General features: G+C 56.1%; 16 protein-coding genes. 8 read left to right on the top strand and 8 right to left on the bottom strand.

Annotated features, from left to right (window positions below; all coding sequences use genetic code 11):
* Positions 1–31: 31 nt before the first annotated feature.
* Positions 32–796, bottom strand: coding sequence for a class II aldolase/adducin family protein (locus ACO6S1_RS06510; protein WP_422345507.1), 765 nt, complete (start codon positions 794–796; stop codon positions 32–34).
* Positions 797–1091: 295 nt separating this feature from the next.
* Here ACO6S1_RS06510 and rpsU point away from each other — a divergent pair, with 295 nt between their 5' ends.
* The gene (rpsU, locus tag ACO6S1_RS06505) at positions 1092–1298 is read left to right on the top strand and encodes a 30S ribosomal protein S21 (protein WP_074204042.1); all 207 of its coding nucleotides are present in this window, start codon (positions 1092–1094) and stop codon (positions 1296–1298) included.
* Between the two features lie 45 nt (positions 1299–1343).
* Complete coding sequence (locus ACO6S1_RS06500; protein WP_422345506.1) at positions 1344–1931, top strand: FKBP-type peptidyl-prolyl cis-trans isomerase; 588 nt, start codon at positions 1344–1346, stop codon at positions 1929–1931.
* A 70-nt stretch (positions 1932–2001) separates the two neighbouring features.
* On the opposite strand, the gene galK is transcribed toward ACO6S1_RS06500, so the two are convergent.
* The 3 genes from galK to ACO6S1_RS06485 are packed head-to-tail and all read right to left on the bottom strand — an operon-like array spanning position 2002 to position 5662.
* Entirely contained in the window at positions 2002–3171 is a 1170-nt protein-coding gene (galK, locus tag ACO6S1_RS06495) for a galactokinase (RefSeq protein ID WP_422345505.1), read from the bottom strand.
* Positions 3168–4193: a UDP-glucose--hexose-1-phosphate uridylyltransferase gene (locus ACO6S1_RS06490; protein ID WP_422345504.1), complete on the bottom strand. Its 1026-nt coding sequence runs from the start codon at positions 4191–4193 to the stop codon at positions 3168–3170. Before ACO6S1_RS06490 ends, galK begins: the two co-directional genes overlap by 4 nt.
* A gap of 5 nt (positions 4194–4198) precedes the next feature.
* Positions 4199–5662: a sodium:solute symporter family transporter gene (locus tag ACO6S1_RS06485; protein WP_422345503.1), complete on the bottom strand. Its 1464-nt coding sequence runs from the start codon at positions 5660–5662 to the stop codon at positions 4199–4201.
* A 101-nt stretch (positions 5663–5763) separates the two neighbouring features.
* On the opposite strand from ACO6S1_RS06485, the gene ACO6S1_RS06480 reads away from it, so the two are divergent.
* Together ACO6S1_RS06480 and ACO6S1_RS06475 are read left to right on the top strand one after the other, a co-directional pair.
* Entirely contained in the window at positions 5764–7899 is a 2136-nt protein-coding gene (locus tag ACO6S1_RS06480) for an alpha-galactosidase (protein WP_422345502.1), read from the top strand.
* A 6-nt stretch (positions 7900–7905) separates the two neighbouring features.
* Positions 7906–9843: a beta-galactosidase gene (locus ACO6S1_RS06475; protein WP_422345501.1), complete on the top strand. Its 1938-nt coding sequence runs from the start codon at positions 7906–7908 to the stop codon at positions 9841–9843.
* Here the strand turns inward: ACO6S1_RS06475 and ACO6S1_RS06470 are convergent.
* Together ACO6S1_RS06470 and ACO6S1_RS06465 are read right to left on the bottom strand one after the other, a co-directional pair.
* Positions 9840–11930 carry a RelA/SpoT family protein gene (locus ACO6S1_RS06470; protein WP_422345500.1) on the bottom strand — a complete coding sequence of 697 codons (2091 nt, stop codon included), beginning with the start codon at positions 11928–11930 and terminating at the stop codon, positions 9840–9842. The genes ACO6S1_RS06475 and ACO6S1_RS06470 overlap by 4 nt on opposite strands.
* A gap of 158 nt (positions 11931–12088) precedes the next feature.
* The gene (locus tag ACO6S1_RS06465) at positions 12089–12457 is read right to left on the bottom strand and encodes a CC_3452 family protein (RefSeq protein WP_422345499.1); all 369 of its coding nucleotides are present in this window, start codon (positions 12455–12457) and stop codon (positions 12089–12091) included.
* 186 nt (positions 12458–12643) lie between these two features.
* Here ACO6S1_RS06465 and ACO6S1_RS06460 point away from each other — a divergent pair, with 186 nt between their 5' ends.
* Both ACO6S1_RS06460 and ACO6S1_RS06455 read left to right on the top strand, forming a co-directional pair.
* A complete protein-coding gene (locus ACO6S1_RS06460; RefSeq protein ID WP_422345498.1) occupies positions 12644–13192 on the top strand; it encodes a winged helix-turn-helix transcriptional regulator in 549 nt (182 codons plus the stop codon).
* Between the two features lie 274 nt (positions 13193–13466).
* Positions 13467–14072: a PEPxxWA-CTERM sorting domain-containing protein gene (locus ACO6S1_RS06455; RefSeq protein ID WP_422345497.1), complete on the top strand. Its 606-nt coding sequence runs from the start codon at positions 13467–13469 to the stop codon at positions 14070–14072.
* Between the two features lie 165 nt (positions 14073–14237).
* On the opposite strand, the gene ACO6S1_RS06450 is transcribed toward ACO6S1_RS06455, so the two are convergent.
* Positions 14238–14819, bottom strand: coding sequence for an HD domain-containing protein (locus tag ACO6S1_RS06450; RefSeq protein WP_422345496.1), 582 nt, complete (start codon positions 14817–14819; stop codon positions 14238–14240).
* A gap of 98 nt (positions 14820–14917) precedes the next feature.
* Here ACO6S1_RS06450 and ACO6S1_RS06445 point away from each other — a divergent pair, with 98 nt between their 5' ends.
* Together ACO6S1_RS06445 and ACO6S1_RS06440 are read left to right on the top strand one after the other, a co-directional pair.
* A complete protein-coding gene (locus tag ACO6S1_RS06445) occupies positions 14918–16147 on the top strand; it encodes a sensor histidine kinase (RefSeq protein WP_422345495.1) in 1230 nt (409 codons plus the stop codon).
* Positions 16144–16944, top strand: coding sequence for a LytR/AlgR family response regulator transcription factor (locus ACO6S1_RS06440; RefSeq protein WP_422345494.1), 801 nt, complete (start codon positions 16144–16146; stop codon positions 16942–16944). The genes ACO6S1_RS06445 and ACO6S1_RS06440 overlap by 4 nt, the downstream gene beginning before the upstream one ends.
* Here ACO6S1_RS06440 and ACO6S1_RS06435 read toward each other — a convergent pair.
* A complete protein-coding gene (locus ACO6S1_RS06435) occupies positions 16941–17399 on the bottom strand; it encodes a nucleoside deaminase (RefSeq protein WP_422345493.1) in 459 nt (152 codons plus the stop codon). The genes ACO6S1_RS06440 and ACO6S1_RS06435 overlap by 4 nt on opposite strands.
* Between the last annotated feature and the right edge of the window lie 11 nt (positions 17400–17410).

Here is a 17410-nt window from a genome sequence, read left to right as displayed (position 1 = left end):
GGCTAACCTTAAGGCAGCAGGTTTGGCAAGACTATTCCCGCCAGCTTTTGTCTTCCCGGTCGATCAGGCGCACCATCGCATCAAATTCTGGCACCCCTTGAATGGCAGGATCAATCGACGCTTGTGACAGATTAGCGAGATGCTTCTTGATTACCTCTTCACCGATCATCACCGGCTTGCCCATGGCCAGCGTCTGCATCTGAATCTCGCAAGCGCGCTGCAAGACCCAGTGGTTGAGAAATGCTTCTTCCAAAGTTTTGCCCATGACCACTGGACCATGGTTTTCCAGCAACATCATGCGTTTCTTGCCAAGACTCGCAAGGAAACGCGGCCCTTCATCTTCATGAACCGTGACACCCTCAAACTTGTGATAGGCAAGGCGCGGAACAATGGCGGCAGCATAAAAATTAACTGGCTGCAATCCGCCTTCCAGCGAAGCCACCGCCATAGTCGCTGTCGTATGAGTATGAATGATTGCATGGACATCCGGCAGCTCCCGGTGGAACAGGCTGTGTTGCGTGAAGCCGGCCTTGTTCACCGGATAGGTCGATCCATCGAGCGTATTCCCATCAATATCGATCTTGACCAGTGTGGAAGCAGTTACTTCGCTGAAATGCAGGCCATAGGGGTTGATCAGAAAAGCATCATCTTCGCCCGGCACTTTCAGCGTGACATGATTGAATATCATCTCATCCCAACCAAGATAGGCAAATATCCGGTAACAGGCGGCAAGCCGCTGGCGCGCCTTCCATTCTTCTTCGCTGCAGCTCGATTGGATATTGATTGCGGTGGCCATCTTGTCTCTCCTGATTCGCTTAAATTGCGCTTTGAAACCGATATGGCACAGGTGCAGGTTATAATCAAAAGGCGTTGAAGGCATGGATCAAGGCAGAAAACGGCTTGGAAACTGTGCAAAAATGCCACATATTAGAGTCGGAAATGCTTGAAATCGGTGGATTAGCCTGTTAGGCGCGCAGCAACTGCAGCTGAACGAATCATCTGCAAACCCTTTTTTATGGCTTAATGATATTTTCGGCCGGTTATGAATTTACCCGGCCTATCGACGATTTTGAACGGAGTTACTCAGTCTTATGCAAATCATGGTTCGCGACAATAATGTTGATCAAGCCCTTCGGGCGCTCAAAAAGAAATTGCAGCGTGAGGGCGTTTATCGCGAAATGAAACTGCGCCGGCATTACGAAAAGCCTTCTGAAAAGCGTGCACGCGAAAAAGCTGCCGCTGTACGCCGCGCTCGCAAGATGGAACGCAAGCGGATGGAACGCGACGGTACGATTTAAGGTCCGCGCATTACCCTTAGACTTTCATCAATTAGGTAGTCCGATATGTCCGTCACCACTGTTCCGATCCGGCCAATCAAAAAAGGGTCACTGACCAAATTGTGGATCGGACTTGCGCTGGTTCTGGTAGTGGCTACTGCTCTGGCCTATGTCGGCACGCAAAATGCGGTTGAAACCGGCGCATCCAATGAACAGTTTTTGGCAAGCAACGGCGATGAAGACGGCGTGGTAACAACAGAATCCGGCCTGCAATATAAAGTGTTGAAGCCTGGTGAAGGCCCCTCTCCCACTGCCACCGATACGGCGCTTGTGAAATACAGAGGCACGACCCGCGACGGTAATGTGTTTGACGAAAACGAACAGACGCCAATGCCAGTAGGCGGCGTTGTACCCGGTTTTTCCGAAGCCTTGCAACTCATGCAGAGAGGCGGCGAATACCGCATCTGGATCCCATCCGAACTTGGCTATGGCGAACAGTCACCGGGCCCTGAATTACCAGCCAATTCGATTTTGATCTTTGATGTCACTCTGCTCGACTTTATCTCGGCAGAACAGATGCAGGCGCTACAGCAGCAAATGCAACAACAAGGCGGCATGCCCGGCGGGCCGCCACCCGGCATACCAGGACAGTAAGACTTTAACCAATGCTCGCGCTAGAACGGCGGACAGGATTGTCGCTGGACGCTCTCAGCCCAGCCTGAGTTCAAGATAAAACCGAAACACCACCCGATGGCGCGCACAGGATAAACCGAGCATGACAGGCATCAGGTGTCTGATAGTGCTCGTTCACCCTAGCTTCCAATGCTGTCACTCGTGATTTCGGTGCTATCGCAACTACACAGCCACCAAAGCCACCACCCGTCATTCGGATACCACCTGCCGCGCCAAGATATTCTGCCCCAATCTCAACTAAGCGATCAATTGCTGGCACAGTAATCTCAAAATCATCGCGCATTGAGGCGTGGGATTCTGCCATGAGTTTGGATAATGCCGAAAGGTCTCCGTCTTTCAACACCTCTCCCGCCGCCAATGTACGCATATTCTCCGTAACGACATGGCGCGCCCGGCGATAGCTCAGGCTGTCTAACCCCGCGCGCCCTGCCTCAAGCTGTTCGATGGTCAGGTCGCGAAGTGCGGCGACACGATAATGAGCAGCGGCCTTCTCGCATTGCTCTCGCCTTTCGTTATAAGCGCTATCGACCAGTCCTCGCTGAACTCCGGAATGTATAACCATGATGGCCAGATCATCGGGAATAAAGACTGGCTTGGTGTCTAATGATCGGCAATCAATTAGCAGCGCAGAACCCGAAAGACCGCGTGCGGAGACGAGCTGATCCATGATCCCGCATGCACAGCCGACATAGTGATTCTCGCTATGCTGTGCCGTCAATGCAAGGTCTGTCTCGTTCAACGCGCCAGGCTGGCTTAGTTCCGTAAAAGCCTTGGCCAGTGCCACGCCCAGTGAAGCAGAGGATGAAAGGCCAGCGCCCTGAGGCACATTTCCGCCAATTGCTATATTCGCGCCAAGAAGCGATAACCCTTTATCGATCAGGCTGGCAGCGATTCCGCGGACATGATTTTTCCATTCAGCCGATTGTTTTGCAAACGGCTCTGTCAGATCGAAGCTATCTCGATCGCTGTCGAAATCGCAGGCGACCACATCAACCTGACTCCCACTGCCTGGTCCGATCGCGACCATCGTTTCATAGTCGATTGCACAGGGTAAAACGAAGCCGTCATTATAGTCGGTATGTTCGCCGATCAGGTTCACGCGGCCGGGTGCCGCCACCAGCATCGCCGGTTCTTCGCCATAGCTGTCGACATAGGCCTGCGTCACCCTGTCCCGCAAAAGCGCGCGACGTTCCGCGGTCATCGGGCCTGCTCGCTGAAACGGGTATCACTGACAGATCGCAGCATGTCTGCCGCTTTCTCGGGCGTCAGGTCGCGCTGTGCTTCGGCTAGCATTTCGTAGCCGACCATGAACTTGCGGATGGTGGCAGAGCGCAGCAGCGGCGGGTAGAAATGGGCGTGGAGCTGCCAATGTGCCGCGTCATCCTCACCAAAGGGCGCGCCGTGCCAGCCCATGGAATAGGGAAAGCTGCACTGGAAGAGATTGTCATAGCGTACGGTGAGCTCTTGCAAGGCCAGGGCCAGATCGTCCCGCTGCTCCACGTTCAGGTCCGGCATGCGCTGTACGGGAAAGCGGGGCAGCAGCAGCGTCTCGAACGGCCATTCCGCCCAATAGGGCACGATGGCCAGCCAGTGATCCGTTTGCACCACCACCCGTTCGCCAAGCTCTGCTTCGCGCTGGGCGAGGTCGAGCAGCATGGGGGTTCCGAAGTTTGCGAAATGACCGCGCATACTGGCATTTTCGCGGCGCAGTTCGTCGGGGACGTGGCTCGCGGCCCAAACCTGGCCGTGGGGATGGGGGTTGGAACAGCCCATCATTGCGCCCTTATTCTCGAATATCTGGACCGATGTGTAAGTTTGCCCAAGCCTATCCGAAAGCTCACACCATGTGTCCACAACCGCCACGATCTGGTCCCGGGACAGTTGCGGCAGGGACTTGCCGTGATCGGGCGAGAAACAGATGACGTGACATTCGCCAGAGGTCGTCTCGGCGCGGAACAGCGGATCGTCGGCCTGCTGAACCGGCACATCTTCCATCAACGCGGCAAAGTCATTCTTGAAGACAAACACCCCGTCATAGGCGGGATTCTGTTCCCCCGTGATCCGCCCGTTTCCCGGACACAGATAGCATTCGGGATCATAAGACGGCGGCTGCTCTTCCAGTTCCCCCTCGTCGCCCTGCCACGGACGGGACAGCCGTTGCGGCGAGACCAATATCCACTCGTCTTTCAGCGGGTTATAGCGGCGATGCGGTTTGTCAAACATGGCCGTTACGTCAGCGCCTCTCTAAATCCGGCAAAGCGCGCTTTATTGCCCATGGCGCGATTGGCCAGCAAGGCGGCGATGACCGATGTTGCCAGCGTGACCACCATGAAGTCGATATAATGCATGGTGATAATGCCCGCCGGTTCCAGCCGGAACGTATAGGCACCGTAAAGCAGCACGCCCCAGATCACCCCGCCAACCGCGGCTGGCGCGCAAACCCCGCGAAACAGCAGTCCGGCGATAAAGGCGGAAAGGATCGGCATCGATAACAAGCCGTTTAGCTGCTGCAGCAGGTTGATGATACTCTCCGCATTTTGGTAAAGCGGCACCAGCATGATCGCAACGACCGTCAACAGGACCGAAACCGCCCCGCCCAATTTCCAGTGATCCTTGACCTCGCCAATAAACTGCTCGTGAAAATCCACCGAATAAAGCGCAACCGAACTGTTGAGCACCGCGCTAAAGGTCGTGATAACGGCCGCCGCCACCATCGCGGCAAACGCGCCCGACAACCATCCCGGCAGCACTTCGGCCACCAACCGGCCATAGGCGGCATCGCCAATGTCACCGAACAGCTTGTACGCCACAACACCGGGAATGACGACAATCGGCGGCACGATCAATATGCGGATAATCGCCGCAGCCATCACGCCCTTTTGCGCTTCCTTCACCGTCGGCGCCGCCATTGCCCGCTGGGTGATATTCTGGTTGGTCGACCAGTAGAATATCTGGATGAAGATCATGCCGGTAAACAGGGTGTGAAACGGGATGGGTGAATCCGGTCCGCCGATCATCGAGAGCCGCTCCATGGGAACGTCGGTGACAATATCATAGTCCACCGCTGCCAGCGCCAATATGACGATGGCCACCGCCAGACCCAATATGCCAACGCCCGAATAGGTGTCCATCACCGCCACCGCGCGCAGCCCGCCGAAAATCGTATAGGCCGCCGAGATGACAGCCAATATGCCGGCAAAATAGATCAGCGGTATGTTGCTGCCGAACAGCGACTGCATGAACAGGGCCCCGGAATAGAGCGCGGCGGGCAGATAGATCAGGATGTTGCCGAACAGGAATAGTCCGGAAATCAGCGTCCGGATGCTCTTGCCCTTGTAGCGCTTTTCGAGCAGCTCGGTCACCGTCGTACAGTTATTCTTGTAATAGATCGGGACAAAAACGAACGCGAGGATCAGCAATCCGGCAAAGCCGCAAATCTCCCACCAGGCGAGGAGCAGCATCTGGTTGCCATTCATCCCGACCAGCTGATCGGTCGACAGATTGGTCAGCGTGATCGAGCCGGCAACAAACAACCATGTCAGGCCGCCACCAGCCAGAAACACGTCCTTGCTCGACCCGTCATGGGTCTTCGCCTGCCGGACTTTTGCCCAGGTTGCAAAACCGATAATTGCAGTGATGGCGATGCAGACGATAATCTGTACGCCGCTGGTTGTCGGTAAATTGTCTAACATGCGATCCCCTTTGCCCCCTTGTTCTGTTTTCCCCGGGGTGGCTTTTGTTAGGACCAGTCTACCCAAAAGCCAAGCCGAATTGCGTCGGAAACCGTTTGACTTTGCGCCAGAATTCATCGCCTAATCGGCCGATGGTTGAGAGGGGAACAAGCTGGCGGCTGGATGGCAATGCCATCACATTGGTGTTTGTCGCCGCCGGACGCGATGAAATAGATCTGGCCTATCTGGGCCCGCACTTGCCCGATGGCGAAGACCTCTTGGCACTGGTGGCTGCGGGACATTTTGGCCGCCACGAAAATGAGCCGGATGACCCCCGCATAGGCGGACTCTTGCCGCAAGCCCGTGACGGCTATCGCGGCCGGCCGGCTTTTCAGATCCGGTCCGGCGAACAGGCTGTCCATTGCGATTTTCAACTCGTCAATGTCGAAGCGGATGGATGCCGGATGACGGCCATGTGGGTTGAGAAATCGACCGGCTTGCAAGTCGACCTGCACTGGAAAATTGTCGATGCCCGCACCATTGAAGTAACAACCCAATTGTTGGCCGATGACGAAGGGGACATCATCCTTGAATCCGCGTCATCGCTCTCCCTGCCGCTGCCCCGCCCATTTAGCCATATGACCGCTTTTCATGGGCGCTGGGCGCGCGAGATGCAGGCGACGACAAGCCGCATCGGTCCCCAGGCCATCGAGATGCGCTCGGCCAATGGCAAGCCCGGCTTTGATGCGGGCAACTGGCTGATCTTTCATGGCGATGACGGCCAGAAAGATGGCGGAGAATGTCTTGGCATTCATGCATCTTCCTGTGGCGATCATCTGGCCCATGTCGTGCAGGATCAGGATGGCCGGGCCTGCCTGTCCATCGAGGCGCTACGGCAACCGGGCGGAATTGCGCTGAACGCCGGTGATACTGCCGATCTCGGCCAAGTGACGTTGATCCTTGGTGATGATCGGGATCATCTCACGCAGCTGTTTCACGATCATGTCCGGACGCATATCCTGCCGCTGCGATCAGACTGGGGGCCGCGCAAGGTCCATCTCAACAGCTGGGAAGCGCTGGCCTTTGACCTCGATGAAACCAAGTTAAGGACACTGGCCACAGCCGCCGCCGACCTTGGCATTGAACGTTTCGTGCTGGATGACGGCTGGTTCAAAGGGCGGCGCGGTGACCATGCCGGTCTCGGCGACTGGCAAGTGGATGAAGCGATTTTTCCAAATGGCCTGACGCCGCTCATCGACCATGTGCAGGGACTCGATATGGATTTCGGCCTGTGGGTTGAGCCGGAAATGGTGTCGCCCGACAGCGATCTATACCGCGCCCATCCCGACTGGTGCCTGCATGATAATCGTGCGGATCGTCCGACGGAGCGCAATCAACTGGTGCTTGATCTCAGCCGCGAAGATGCTTTTGCCTATATTCATGACGCGCTGGCTGCTTTGCTCGACAAACATGATATTGCCTATCTGAAATGGGATCATAACCGGCGGCTCTTTCCCGACAATGGCTTGCAGCAATTTGCGATCCAAAGGTTGCTCGGCAAGCTGCGGCAGCGCTATCCGGCGGTGGAGATTGAAAGCTGTTCCAGCGGTGGCGGGCGCGTGAGCTTTGACATATTGCAACAGTGTCACCGTATCTGGCCGAGCGACAATAATGACCCGATCGAACGGCTGCGGATCATGGAAAGCTGGACGCGGTTCCTGCCGCTCGAGATCCTTGGCAATCATGTCGGGCCGTCGCCCAATCCGATCACCGGTCGCCGCACCGATATGGATTTCCGCGCCAAGGTCGCCCTGTTCGGTCATATGGGTGTCGAGACCAATCCGGCGGCGATGAGCGAGGATGAGCGGGCGGTCTTGCGGGCGCATATCGCGCTCTACAAGCAATGGCGCGCCCTGTTGCATCAGGGTGATTTCCGGCAATTGCATCATCCCGAAACCGGCATCTATGGCCAGATGGTGGTGAACGGCGAACGCGCTCTGGCTGTGGTTGCGCAGACCGGCTTTGCGGAGAATTTCAATGTCGCGCCAGTCCGCTTGCCGGGTCTGGATGCCGGAAAACTTTACCGCGTCACCCTGCCCAAGCCGTGGCCGCACAAGGCGTCTGCCTATCTCGCCGATCCCGCTGCGTGGGAAAGCGGGATGGTCTTGAGCGGGCGGGTGCTGGCCGAACGCGGTTTGGCGCTGCCACTGACCCACCCGGAAACAGCCTGGCTGATCGCCATCGAAGAAAAGGGATAAAGCCAAATGATGAAACTGGGATGCTGCTATTATCCGGAACATTGGCCGGAGGACATCTGGGCCGACGATGCCAAGCGCATGGTGGAAATGGGGCTATCGCAGGTGCGTATTGGCGAATTTGCGTGGAGCCGTCTCGAACCGGCGGCGGGGCAATATGAATGGGAATGGCTCGACCGGGCAATCAAGACGCTGGGTGATGCGGGCTTGGAGATTATTCTCGGCACACCCACCGCGACACCGCCCAAATGGCTGGTCGACAGCATGCCCGATATGGTCGCCGTCGACGAACAGGGCCGCCCGCGCAAATTCGGATCGCGCCGCCATTATTGTTTTTCCCATCTGGGCTATCGCGAACAATGCCAACGGATCGTCGAGGCGATGGCGCAGCGCTATGGCGACAACCCGGCCATTGTCGCGTGGCAGACCGATAATGAATATGGCTGTCACGATACGATTGTGAGCTATTCCGATGCCGCAGCGTCAGCATTTCGCCGGTGGCTGGCCGACAAATATGATGATGTCGATGCGCTCAACAGCGCCTGGGGCAACGTGTTCTGGAGCATGGAATATCGCAGCTTTGATGAGGTTGATCCGCCCAATCTGACGGTGACCGAGCCCAATCCGGCCCATGTGCTCGACTATCGCCGCTTTGCCTCGGACGAGGTTGTTACTTTCAACAAGCTGCAGGTGGATATATTGCGCGCGCGGTCGCCGGGGCGGGACATGATTCACAATTATATGGGCTTCTTCACCGAATTTGATCATCATGATGTGGGCAAGGATCTCGATGTTGCCAGTTGGGACAGCTATCCGCTCGGCTTTCTCGAACAATTCTGGTTCAGTGATGAGGAAAAGCTGCGTTATACCCGCCAAGGCCATCCCGATATTGCCGCATTTCACCACGATCTCTACCGCGGATGTTGTGCCGGTGGCCGCTGGAGCGTGATGGAGCAGCAGCCCGGACCGGTAAACTGGGCGCGCTATAATCCGGCGCCGCTGGACGGCATGGTCCGGCTGTGGACGCTGGAGGCGATGGCGCACGGGGCGGAGCTGGTGTCCTATTTCCGCTGGCGGCAGGCACCCTTTGCGCAGGAACAGATGCACGCGGGTTTGCTGCGTCCCGATAGCGCAGTCGCACCGGGTGGTGATGAGGCGGCGATGGCGGCGGCTGATATCCAGCAGCTCGGACAGATTGGCGAGACAGCGAAATCGGTTGCGCTGCTCTTTTCCTACGAAGCCGCCTGGCTGTTCGAGGCACAACCGCAAGGGCAGAGCTTCCGCTATCTCGAGCTGGTTTTTGAAATGTACAGCGCACTGCGGCAACTGGGTTTGAATGTCGATATCGTGTCGCCCGATGCGGTGCTGGATCGCTATAAAATGGTCGTCGTGCCGAGCCTGCCGATTTTGAGCCCGACACTGGTGGAGCGGATTGCAAAGCGGAACGTCCCGATCCTGTTCGGACCCAGAACCGGCAGCAAGACCGCCGATTTTGCGATTCCAGCTGATCTGGCGCCCGGTCCGTTGCAGCAACTGATCCCGTTGAAAGTGGCGCGGGTGGAGAGCCTGCGGCCCGGCATGACCGAAAAAGGGTCGGACTATGAAGTCACGCGCTGGATTGAGACGGTGGAAACCGGATTGTCAGCCGACGAAATGGTCGATGATGGCCGCGGCGTGCTCTTCTCCAACGGGCCCGTCCGCTATCTTGCCAGCTGGCCGCCTGCACCGCTGATCAAACGGGTTTTTGCCGACATGGCGGGGGAGGCTGGCGTCGCGATATTCGACCTGCCAAGGGATTTGCGCGTCCGGCAACTCGGCGATGTCCATTTTGCCTTTAACTATGGAACCGGTGATTGCGACATCACTGATCACATGCAGGGCGGTGCGCTGATTTTGGGCGAGGCGCGGATCAAGCCCGCCGGTGTTGCCGCTTGGCGGGCGGGCTAAAGCCGCTCGGCCTGCGCCACCGCTTCCGATGCCCGGAGCGCCGATAATATCCGCATCAGGTGGTGGACATTATGCACCTCCAGATCGACCTCGAACGTATGGAAGGGCGCATCGCGGTTGGTCATTCTGAGGCGCAGGATATTGGCATTGTGAAAGCCGAAAATCCCGGCCATCTCAGCGAGCGTGCCGGGCTTGTTGTGCAGCACAACCATCAACCGCGCCGCCGCGCCATCGGTTTCCGTGCCCCAACTCAGGTCCACCCAGTCGGCATCCACACCATCGGCGAGTTTCAGACAGTCAATCGCGTGCACCTCGACATTGGCCCCGCTGCGGCGCAGGCCAACGATGCGATCACCCGGCACCGGATGGCAGCATTCGGCCAGGTCAAAGGCAACGCCAGGGGTTAGCCCCTTGATCGAAATCGCGCGGTCCTGCTCCGGCCATTCGCGGTCGTCGTCATTATCGTTCACGCTGCCGGGCATCAGCGCTTCCATGACCTCCCGGTCGCTCAGCTCGCGCGTGCCGATGGCGATCATCAGATCGTCCTCATCGTCCATATCGAGGCGCTTGAGCGCCGCCTTCAGCGCCTTTTTCCCGATCTTTCCGGGCAGCCGTTCGACAATCTCGTCATATAGCTTGGTGCCTATCTCGACAATCTCGTCGCGCTCCTTGTGCCGCACGAACCGGCGGATGGCGGCGCGCGCCTTGCCGGTGATGACAAAGGACAGCCAGCCGGGCTGCGGCTCCTGCCCATCGGATTTCAGGATCTCGACGACGTCGCCGTTGGTCAGCTGTGTCCGCAACGGCACGTGGCGGCCATTGACCTTGGCCCCGACCGCCTGATTGCCCAGATCGGTATGCACCGCATAGGCAAAATCGACCGTCGTCGACCCGCGCGGCATTTGCAGCAACGCGCCCTTGGGCGTGAAGGCGAATATCCGGTCCTGATACATGGCAAGCTTGGTATTCTCGAGCAGCTCTTCGGCATCCTCGGCATGGTCGAGAATCTCGATGAGATCGCGGATCCAGCCCGCCTGCCCATCCGGCCCGCCACCCTGTTTATAGGCCCAGTGCGCCGCCAGCCCATATTCATTGTCGCGGTGCATGCGCTCCGAACGGATCTGTATCTCCACCCGCATATTATTGCCGTGCATGATCGTGGTGTGCAGCGACTGGTAACCGTTGCGCTTTGGCGTCGAGATATAATCCTTGAAACGCCCCGGAACCGTTTTCCATTTCTGGTGCAATATGCCCAGCGCCCGATAACATTCCGCGCTGTTATCGGTAATGACCCGAAACGCCATGATATCGGTCAGATGCTCAAAACTGACATGGCGCTCCTGCATCTTGCGCCAGATCGAATAGGGGTGCTTTTCCCGGCCGCTTACCTTTGCGGCAAGACCGCCCGCTGCCAGCGCCTTTTCCAGCGAACGGGCAATTTTGTGAACCTGCCCGTCATCGCCTTCCTTGATCGCATTGAGCCGGCCGGTGATCGTCTCATAGGCTTCCGGCTCGAGATGGCTGAATGCCAGCAGCTGCATCTCGCGCATATATTCATACATGCCGATCCGCTCGGCCAGCGGCGCATAAATATCCATCGTCTCATGGGCAATGCGTTGGCGTTTTTCTTCGCTCTTGATGAAATGCAGCGTGCGCATATTGTGCAACCGGTCGGCCAGCTTGACCAGTAGCACGCGGATATCATCCGACATGGCGAGCAGGAATTTGCGCAAATTCTCCGCCGCGCGTTCATTATCGGTCTGCGCCTCAATCTTCGACAATTTCGTCACACCATCGACCAGCCGGGCGATGTCGGCCCCAAACAGCTTTTCAATCTCTTCGGTGGTGGTCAGAGTGTCTTCGACCGTATCGTGGAGCAACGCCGTCACGATGGTCTGCTGGTCGAGCTTGAGATCGGTCATCAGCCCGGCGACTTCAATCGGGTGGCTGAAATAGGGATCACCGCTCGCGCGTTTCTGGCTGCCATGTTTCTGAACGGAGAACACATAGGCGCGGTTGATCAGATCCTCGTCCGCGTCCGGGTCATAGCTGCGCACCCGCTCTACAAGTTCATATTGCCTTAACACGAAGGCAAGTTGTCTGGCTTTCCCGGCTGGAGCAACAAAAAAATAGCGTTGAAGCCAATGCCTTCGAGGGTGAAAGTCATGGCTTCAACGCTTGAGTGAGACCGGCGGAGCCATTTCCATGGCTGTTACGGGATTGAGTGGCCGGTCGTGAAGTCGATTTATTTGCGGTTCGCTATCCGTTGCTCGGCGCCATTTTTGTCACCGTTGCATTGGGCCAGAGCCTCGGCATCAATGGCTTCCCCTTTGTAGGAAAACGATGCCAATGGGCCGACCTTGCGGGACAAACGCGCGCAGACGGTCTTGACTGATGAGCTGCTTTTGGCCGCTTTGCACTCGGTTCCGGCACAATGCATCACGGTACCCTTGATGATATGGCGCGTCGCCTCCACCGGCTGTTGCAGCTCGGCCGTATAAGCCACGGGCTTGCTGCGGGCATTGGCCGCACTGGCGGTGAAGATGAGAGTGGTTGTCAAGATTGCGACAAAAAGCATGGCAATGTGGCGCAAGGGACTTTGGGAGATAAGCATTTTTAATTTCCTTTCGATTCAGCAATTCCCTTTTTGTTGCACCGAAACATCCTGGGGAGGAAAAGTGAGGAATAATCGGCTTGCAATTTAGGTTGCGAATCAGTACTTAATGTATTAGGTTTTAAGTTGCAACTAAAAACTTATATTTTTTTTGGGATTGTTCAAAACTTGGTCTAGGGTTGGCACATGGATAAATTGACGGAAAATCTAGCAGAACTCGGAACGGGCTGTTCTTTGCCCATTTCACTCGAAGTTATTGGCGAGCGCTGGTGCTTCATGATCCTGCGCGCCTCTTTCAATGGCGTGCGCCATTTTGAGGGTTTTCTGTCGGAAATCGGCATCGCCCGCAACATATTGGCCAACCGGCTGACCCGGCTGGTTGAAGCCGGCATCATGTCGCGCCGCCCCTGTGATCATGACAAGCGCAAGGTCGAATATCGCCTGACCGACAAAGGCGCGGACCTGCTCAGCGTGATTGTCGCCATTCGCCAGTGGGGCGAAAAATGGGAAACCGGTGTACCATCCAATCCGGTACTGGCCGACGCAAGAGACCGCCAGCCTATCAGCCGGATCACCATCCGGGCCCATGATGACAGGGTTTTAGGCCTGAATGACCTCTGCTGGATTGACGAAGCCGAACTCAAGAGCCACGCCTCCGACCATAGTGGTTCTGCCGACCGCGGCGATATGGTTGTTCGCCATCTCAAGGAAATTGGCGAACCCTCTGCGGCCTGAGCGCAGGTTGCCGGATTGCCGACGCAAGTCGGGATAACAAACAAAATCATCACTAGTGACGAAGCCCAGATTGGATCTTTCACCCAAGTGGACTTGATTCAACCCATTGGTGCCCGCTTTAGGCACTATCGCAAACGTCGGGGGCTCTCGCGACGCATGTATCGAAATGGGACAAAGTATTTTTTACGGCGAGAAACGTTGCTTAACACCCCCGAAAACATAAAATCTGCCCGGGTCTGCTAAGTTTTTCGAGTCGGTGCTCGAAGGAGGAATAGTGGAAAAAGTAAAATATCTTCTGATGTCGGGGGCAGTTGCATCTGCTTCCTGCATTGTAAATCCGGCCACAGCGGCCACGATTGTGGATGGCGCCTGTATTTCGGTAAGCGATCCAAGTGGCTGTCTTTTTAGCGGCAATATCAATTCAAGCAGCAATGGCGGCAACAGTTTTCTTAACGCCCAAAATGCCTATAATCTCTATAATGACACGCACCCAGCTGCCGCTCCGGATATTCTTCTGACGGTGTTGGCGTCGACAGATGATGGCAATTTCGGATCTTTTGGAAGCTTCACTGGCGGGGGATCGGATTCAGGGACGTGGAATCTACCAGGTTTTCTCGTTGAATTTGTTGCGGTGAAAGCATCTTCGCAATTTGTGCTCTATCGACTGAACAGTCCGGCAAGTTCCGGTTTCTGGGATACATTCGATATCCCCTTCCAAAATAATCCACATGATATTTCCCACCTGGTGTTTTTTGGAACAGAACAAATGGTTGCTGTGCCTGAGCCTGCAACATGGGCGTTCATGATTTTTGGATTTGGAGCTATCGGCGGCGCAATGCGCCGGCAGCGCAGTGTAAAAACGACTATTAGCTACGCTTAATAGCGACCCGTAAGCGTAGTCAATCACCTCGCCGGCGAAATCCGGCGAGGTTTTTTTTGATTGGACTATACGCAACTACAAAATGCTTTCCGACGAAAGCGGCCGCTCGAATGGAACCGTTAATGGATCCAATCATCAGATCCGAACTGTTTCCCGGCCATATATCTATTCGTTGACATAGATGCTGTTAATCGGCCGGGCCATGACCTTGCGGACAATCGGCTCGAAAAATTCCAGCGGTGCGCTTTCATAGTTGGCGTCGAACGCCTTCTGGTCATATTTCTCACAAAATTCCGCGCAGTCTTCAAAATGCTCATGGCCGCGAAAGCCTTCGCGCATATCGCGGTCCTGGCCGAGATGGTGGAAAAAATAATAGCCTTGGAAGATCCCGTGCTTTTCGGTGATCCAGTGCAGTTTCTCGCTGACAAACGGCTTCAGGATTGCTGCGGCGACATCAGGATGATTAAACGTCCCCAATGTGTCGCCAATATCATGCAGCAATGCCATTACGACATAGTCATCCGGCCGCCCGTCACGATGAGCCCGGGTGGCGGTTTGCAGGCTATGCTCCAGCCGGTCGACGGGAAAGCCGCCATAGTCGCCGTCCAGCAGGCGCAAATGATCGAGCACCCTGTCCGCAACCTTGCTGGCAAAAGGCATGTAATGGCTGCCAATAATGTCCCAGTCTTCCTTGGTTCCTTCTTCCATCGAAGGGAATTTTGCTCTGACTTCATTGGGGCCGCCCATGATACTCTCCTTTTTTGCGCATCTTTAAAATGCTATTATTTTTGACATTATTATGCGATTCTTCCCCAAACGGCAATGGCGCGCTATAGATAGGATATATGGCCGTCATCGATATTCGTCCCCAGCCCTTTTTTGGCAATAAAAACCGCGCTTTCTGGAACCTGCAATCTGCGGGCTGGGCCGCTGTGCTGGCGCTGCGCGGGTTATCGGGCATTTCCAATGGCTTGCCACTCAGCTTTCTGGTCCCAGCAATTATCGGAACGATAACCGGCTATTCGATCTCGCTGTTGCTTTCGGTCATCTATCGCAACCTCATCAATCGCAAGCCATTGGTGACATGGAGCGTGACCGGCGCCTCGCTAGCGGTGGCAGCGTCGCTCTATGCCTTTGTCGATGCCTGGGTCTTCCGTATCCAGAATCCGACCTCCGAAACCGCCTTTGGTACATTGTTTCTTGGCGCCCTGTTCCTTGGCAGCATGCTGCTCGGCGCGTGGTCGGCCTTATATTATGCGATAAACTTCTTTCTGCGGGTCGAGGAACAGAATGACCAGCTCCTGCGGCTGGAAACGCAGGCAACCCGGGCGCAGCTTGCCATGCTGCGCTATCAGCTCAATCCGCATTTCCTGTTCAATACGCTCAACAGTATTTCGACCTTGGTACTGTTGAAACAGACCGAGCCGGCCAATGCGATGCTGTCGCGCCTGTCCTCGTTTCTCCGCCACACATTGGTCAACGAAGTCCACAGCCGGGTCACTCTGGCGCAGGAAGTGGAAACGCTGCACCTGTATCTCGACATAGAAAAAATGCGCTTTGAGGATCGTTTGCGGCCCAGTTTCGACATTGATCCAGCGGTGCGCGACGCGCTGTTGCCATCGCTGCTGCTGCAACCGCTGGTCGAAAATGCGATCAAATATGCCGTGACACCGATGGAAGAGGGCGCGGAAATTTCCGTTTCGGCGCGTCTGGACAATGACAAGGTTAGAATTGTGGTTTCGGACACCGGGCCGGGGAAAAACGGTCCGATCCCGAAAAATACCCATTCCACAGGTGTCGGTTTAGGAAATATTCAGGAGCGATTAAACCAAGCTTATGGAGAAGCGCACGAGTTCGAGATTAAGTCATCAACAGGAGGCGGTTTTTCTGTGATCATTGCATTGCCATTTGAGACCAGAGAACAGATTGATAAAGAGGCGGCGCATGACAACGCCACAAGCGACCAGATCAGGAACGAAGCGATATTTGGGGAGCATGCATCCGATAGAAGTCATGGGGGTCTCGTCACCGCCCCTGCTATGGCTTCATCGCACCAAAAGGACATAAATCCATGACGATAAAAACGATATTAGTCGACGACGAAAAATTGGCTATACAGGGTCTGCAGATCCGCCTCGAAAAATTCGAGGATATCGAAGTCATTGACACCTGCAGCAATGGTCGCGAAGCGATCCGCAAAATCAAGACACTGAAACCCGATCTGGTGTTTCTCGACATCCAGATGCCCGGTTTTGACGGTTTTTCAGTTGTGCAGGGCATTATGGAGATTGAACCGCCTTTGTTCATCTTTGTGACCGCCTATGCCGACCACGCCGTCCGCGCCTTTGAAGCGGAAGCGGTCGATTATCTCGTTAAACCGGTGGAACCCGACCGGCTCGCCGATGCGCTGGAACGCGTGCGCAATCGCCTCACCGAAAAACGCGGTGCAGAAGAGATCGAAAAACTGAAAAATGTCCTCAGCGAAGTGGCGCCTGCGGCCATGGCCGATCTGGAAAATGCCGAGGAACCGGCCGCCGCCAGCCGCTATGAAAAACTCATCAACGTCAAGGATCGCGGTCAGATTTTCCGTGTCGATGTCGATACGATTGAACGGATTGATGCTGCGGGCGACTATATGTGCATTTACACCGCCGATAATTCGCTGATCCTGCGCGAAACCATGAAAGACCTGGAAAAGCGTCTCGATCCGCGCAATTTTCAGCGGGTCCACCGCTCGACCATCGTCAATCTGGGCCAGGTGCGCGAGGTAAAACCGCATACCAATGGCGAATGTTTCCTGATTCTCGGATCAGGCGCGCAGGTGAAGGTCAGCCGCAGCTACCGTGATGTCGTTGCGCGGTTCGTGCACTAATCGCGGCGTTTGTTAAAGAAATCCCTGAGCAGCGCAGCGGATTCGGCTTCGTCGAATCCGGCATAGACTTCCGGCACATGATGGCAGGTGGCAGCGGTGAAGAAATTCACGCCGCTGTCCACCGCGCCGCCCTTTGGGTCTATCGCGCCATAATAGAGCCGCCTGATTCGCGCATGGGCAATGGCACCGGCGCACATGGTGCAAGGTTCGAGGGTCACCCAAAGATCACAATCTTCCAGCCGATCGGTATCTAGCGCGCGGCAAGCCTGCCGAATCGCGGCGATTTCTGCATGGGCGCTGGGATCCTTGTCGGTTCGCGTCAGGTTATAACCGCGCCCGATTATCTCCCCCCGGCGGACGACCACCGCACCCACCGGCACTTCCCCAGCTTCGGCCGCTTGCCGCGCCAAAGCCAGCGCTTGCGGCATATAGGATTGGAAAGGATCGGTCGCCATGCGTAGCGACT

Origin of the sequence: Parasphingorhabdus sp. (assembly GCF_965233695.1) — a bacterium.
Classification (GTDB): Bacteria; Pseudomonadota; Alphaproteobacteria; order Sphingomonadales; family Sphingomonadaceae; genus Parasphingorhabdus.
This window is presented reverse-complemented; position numbering and strand designations above follow the sequence as displayed.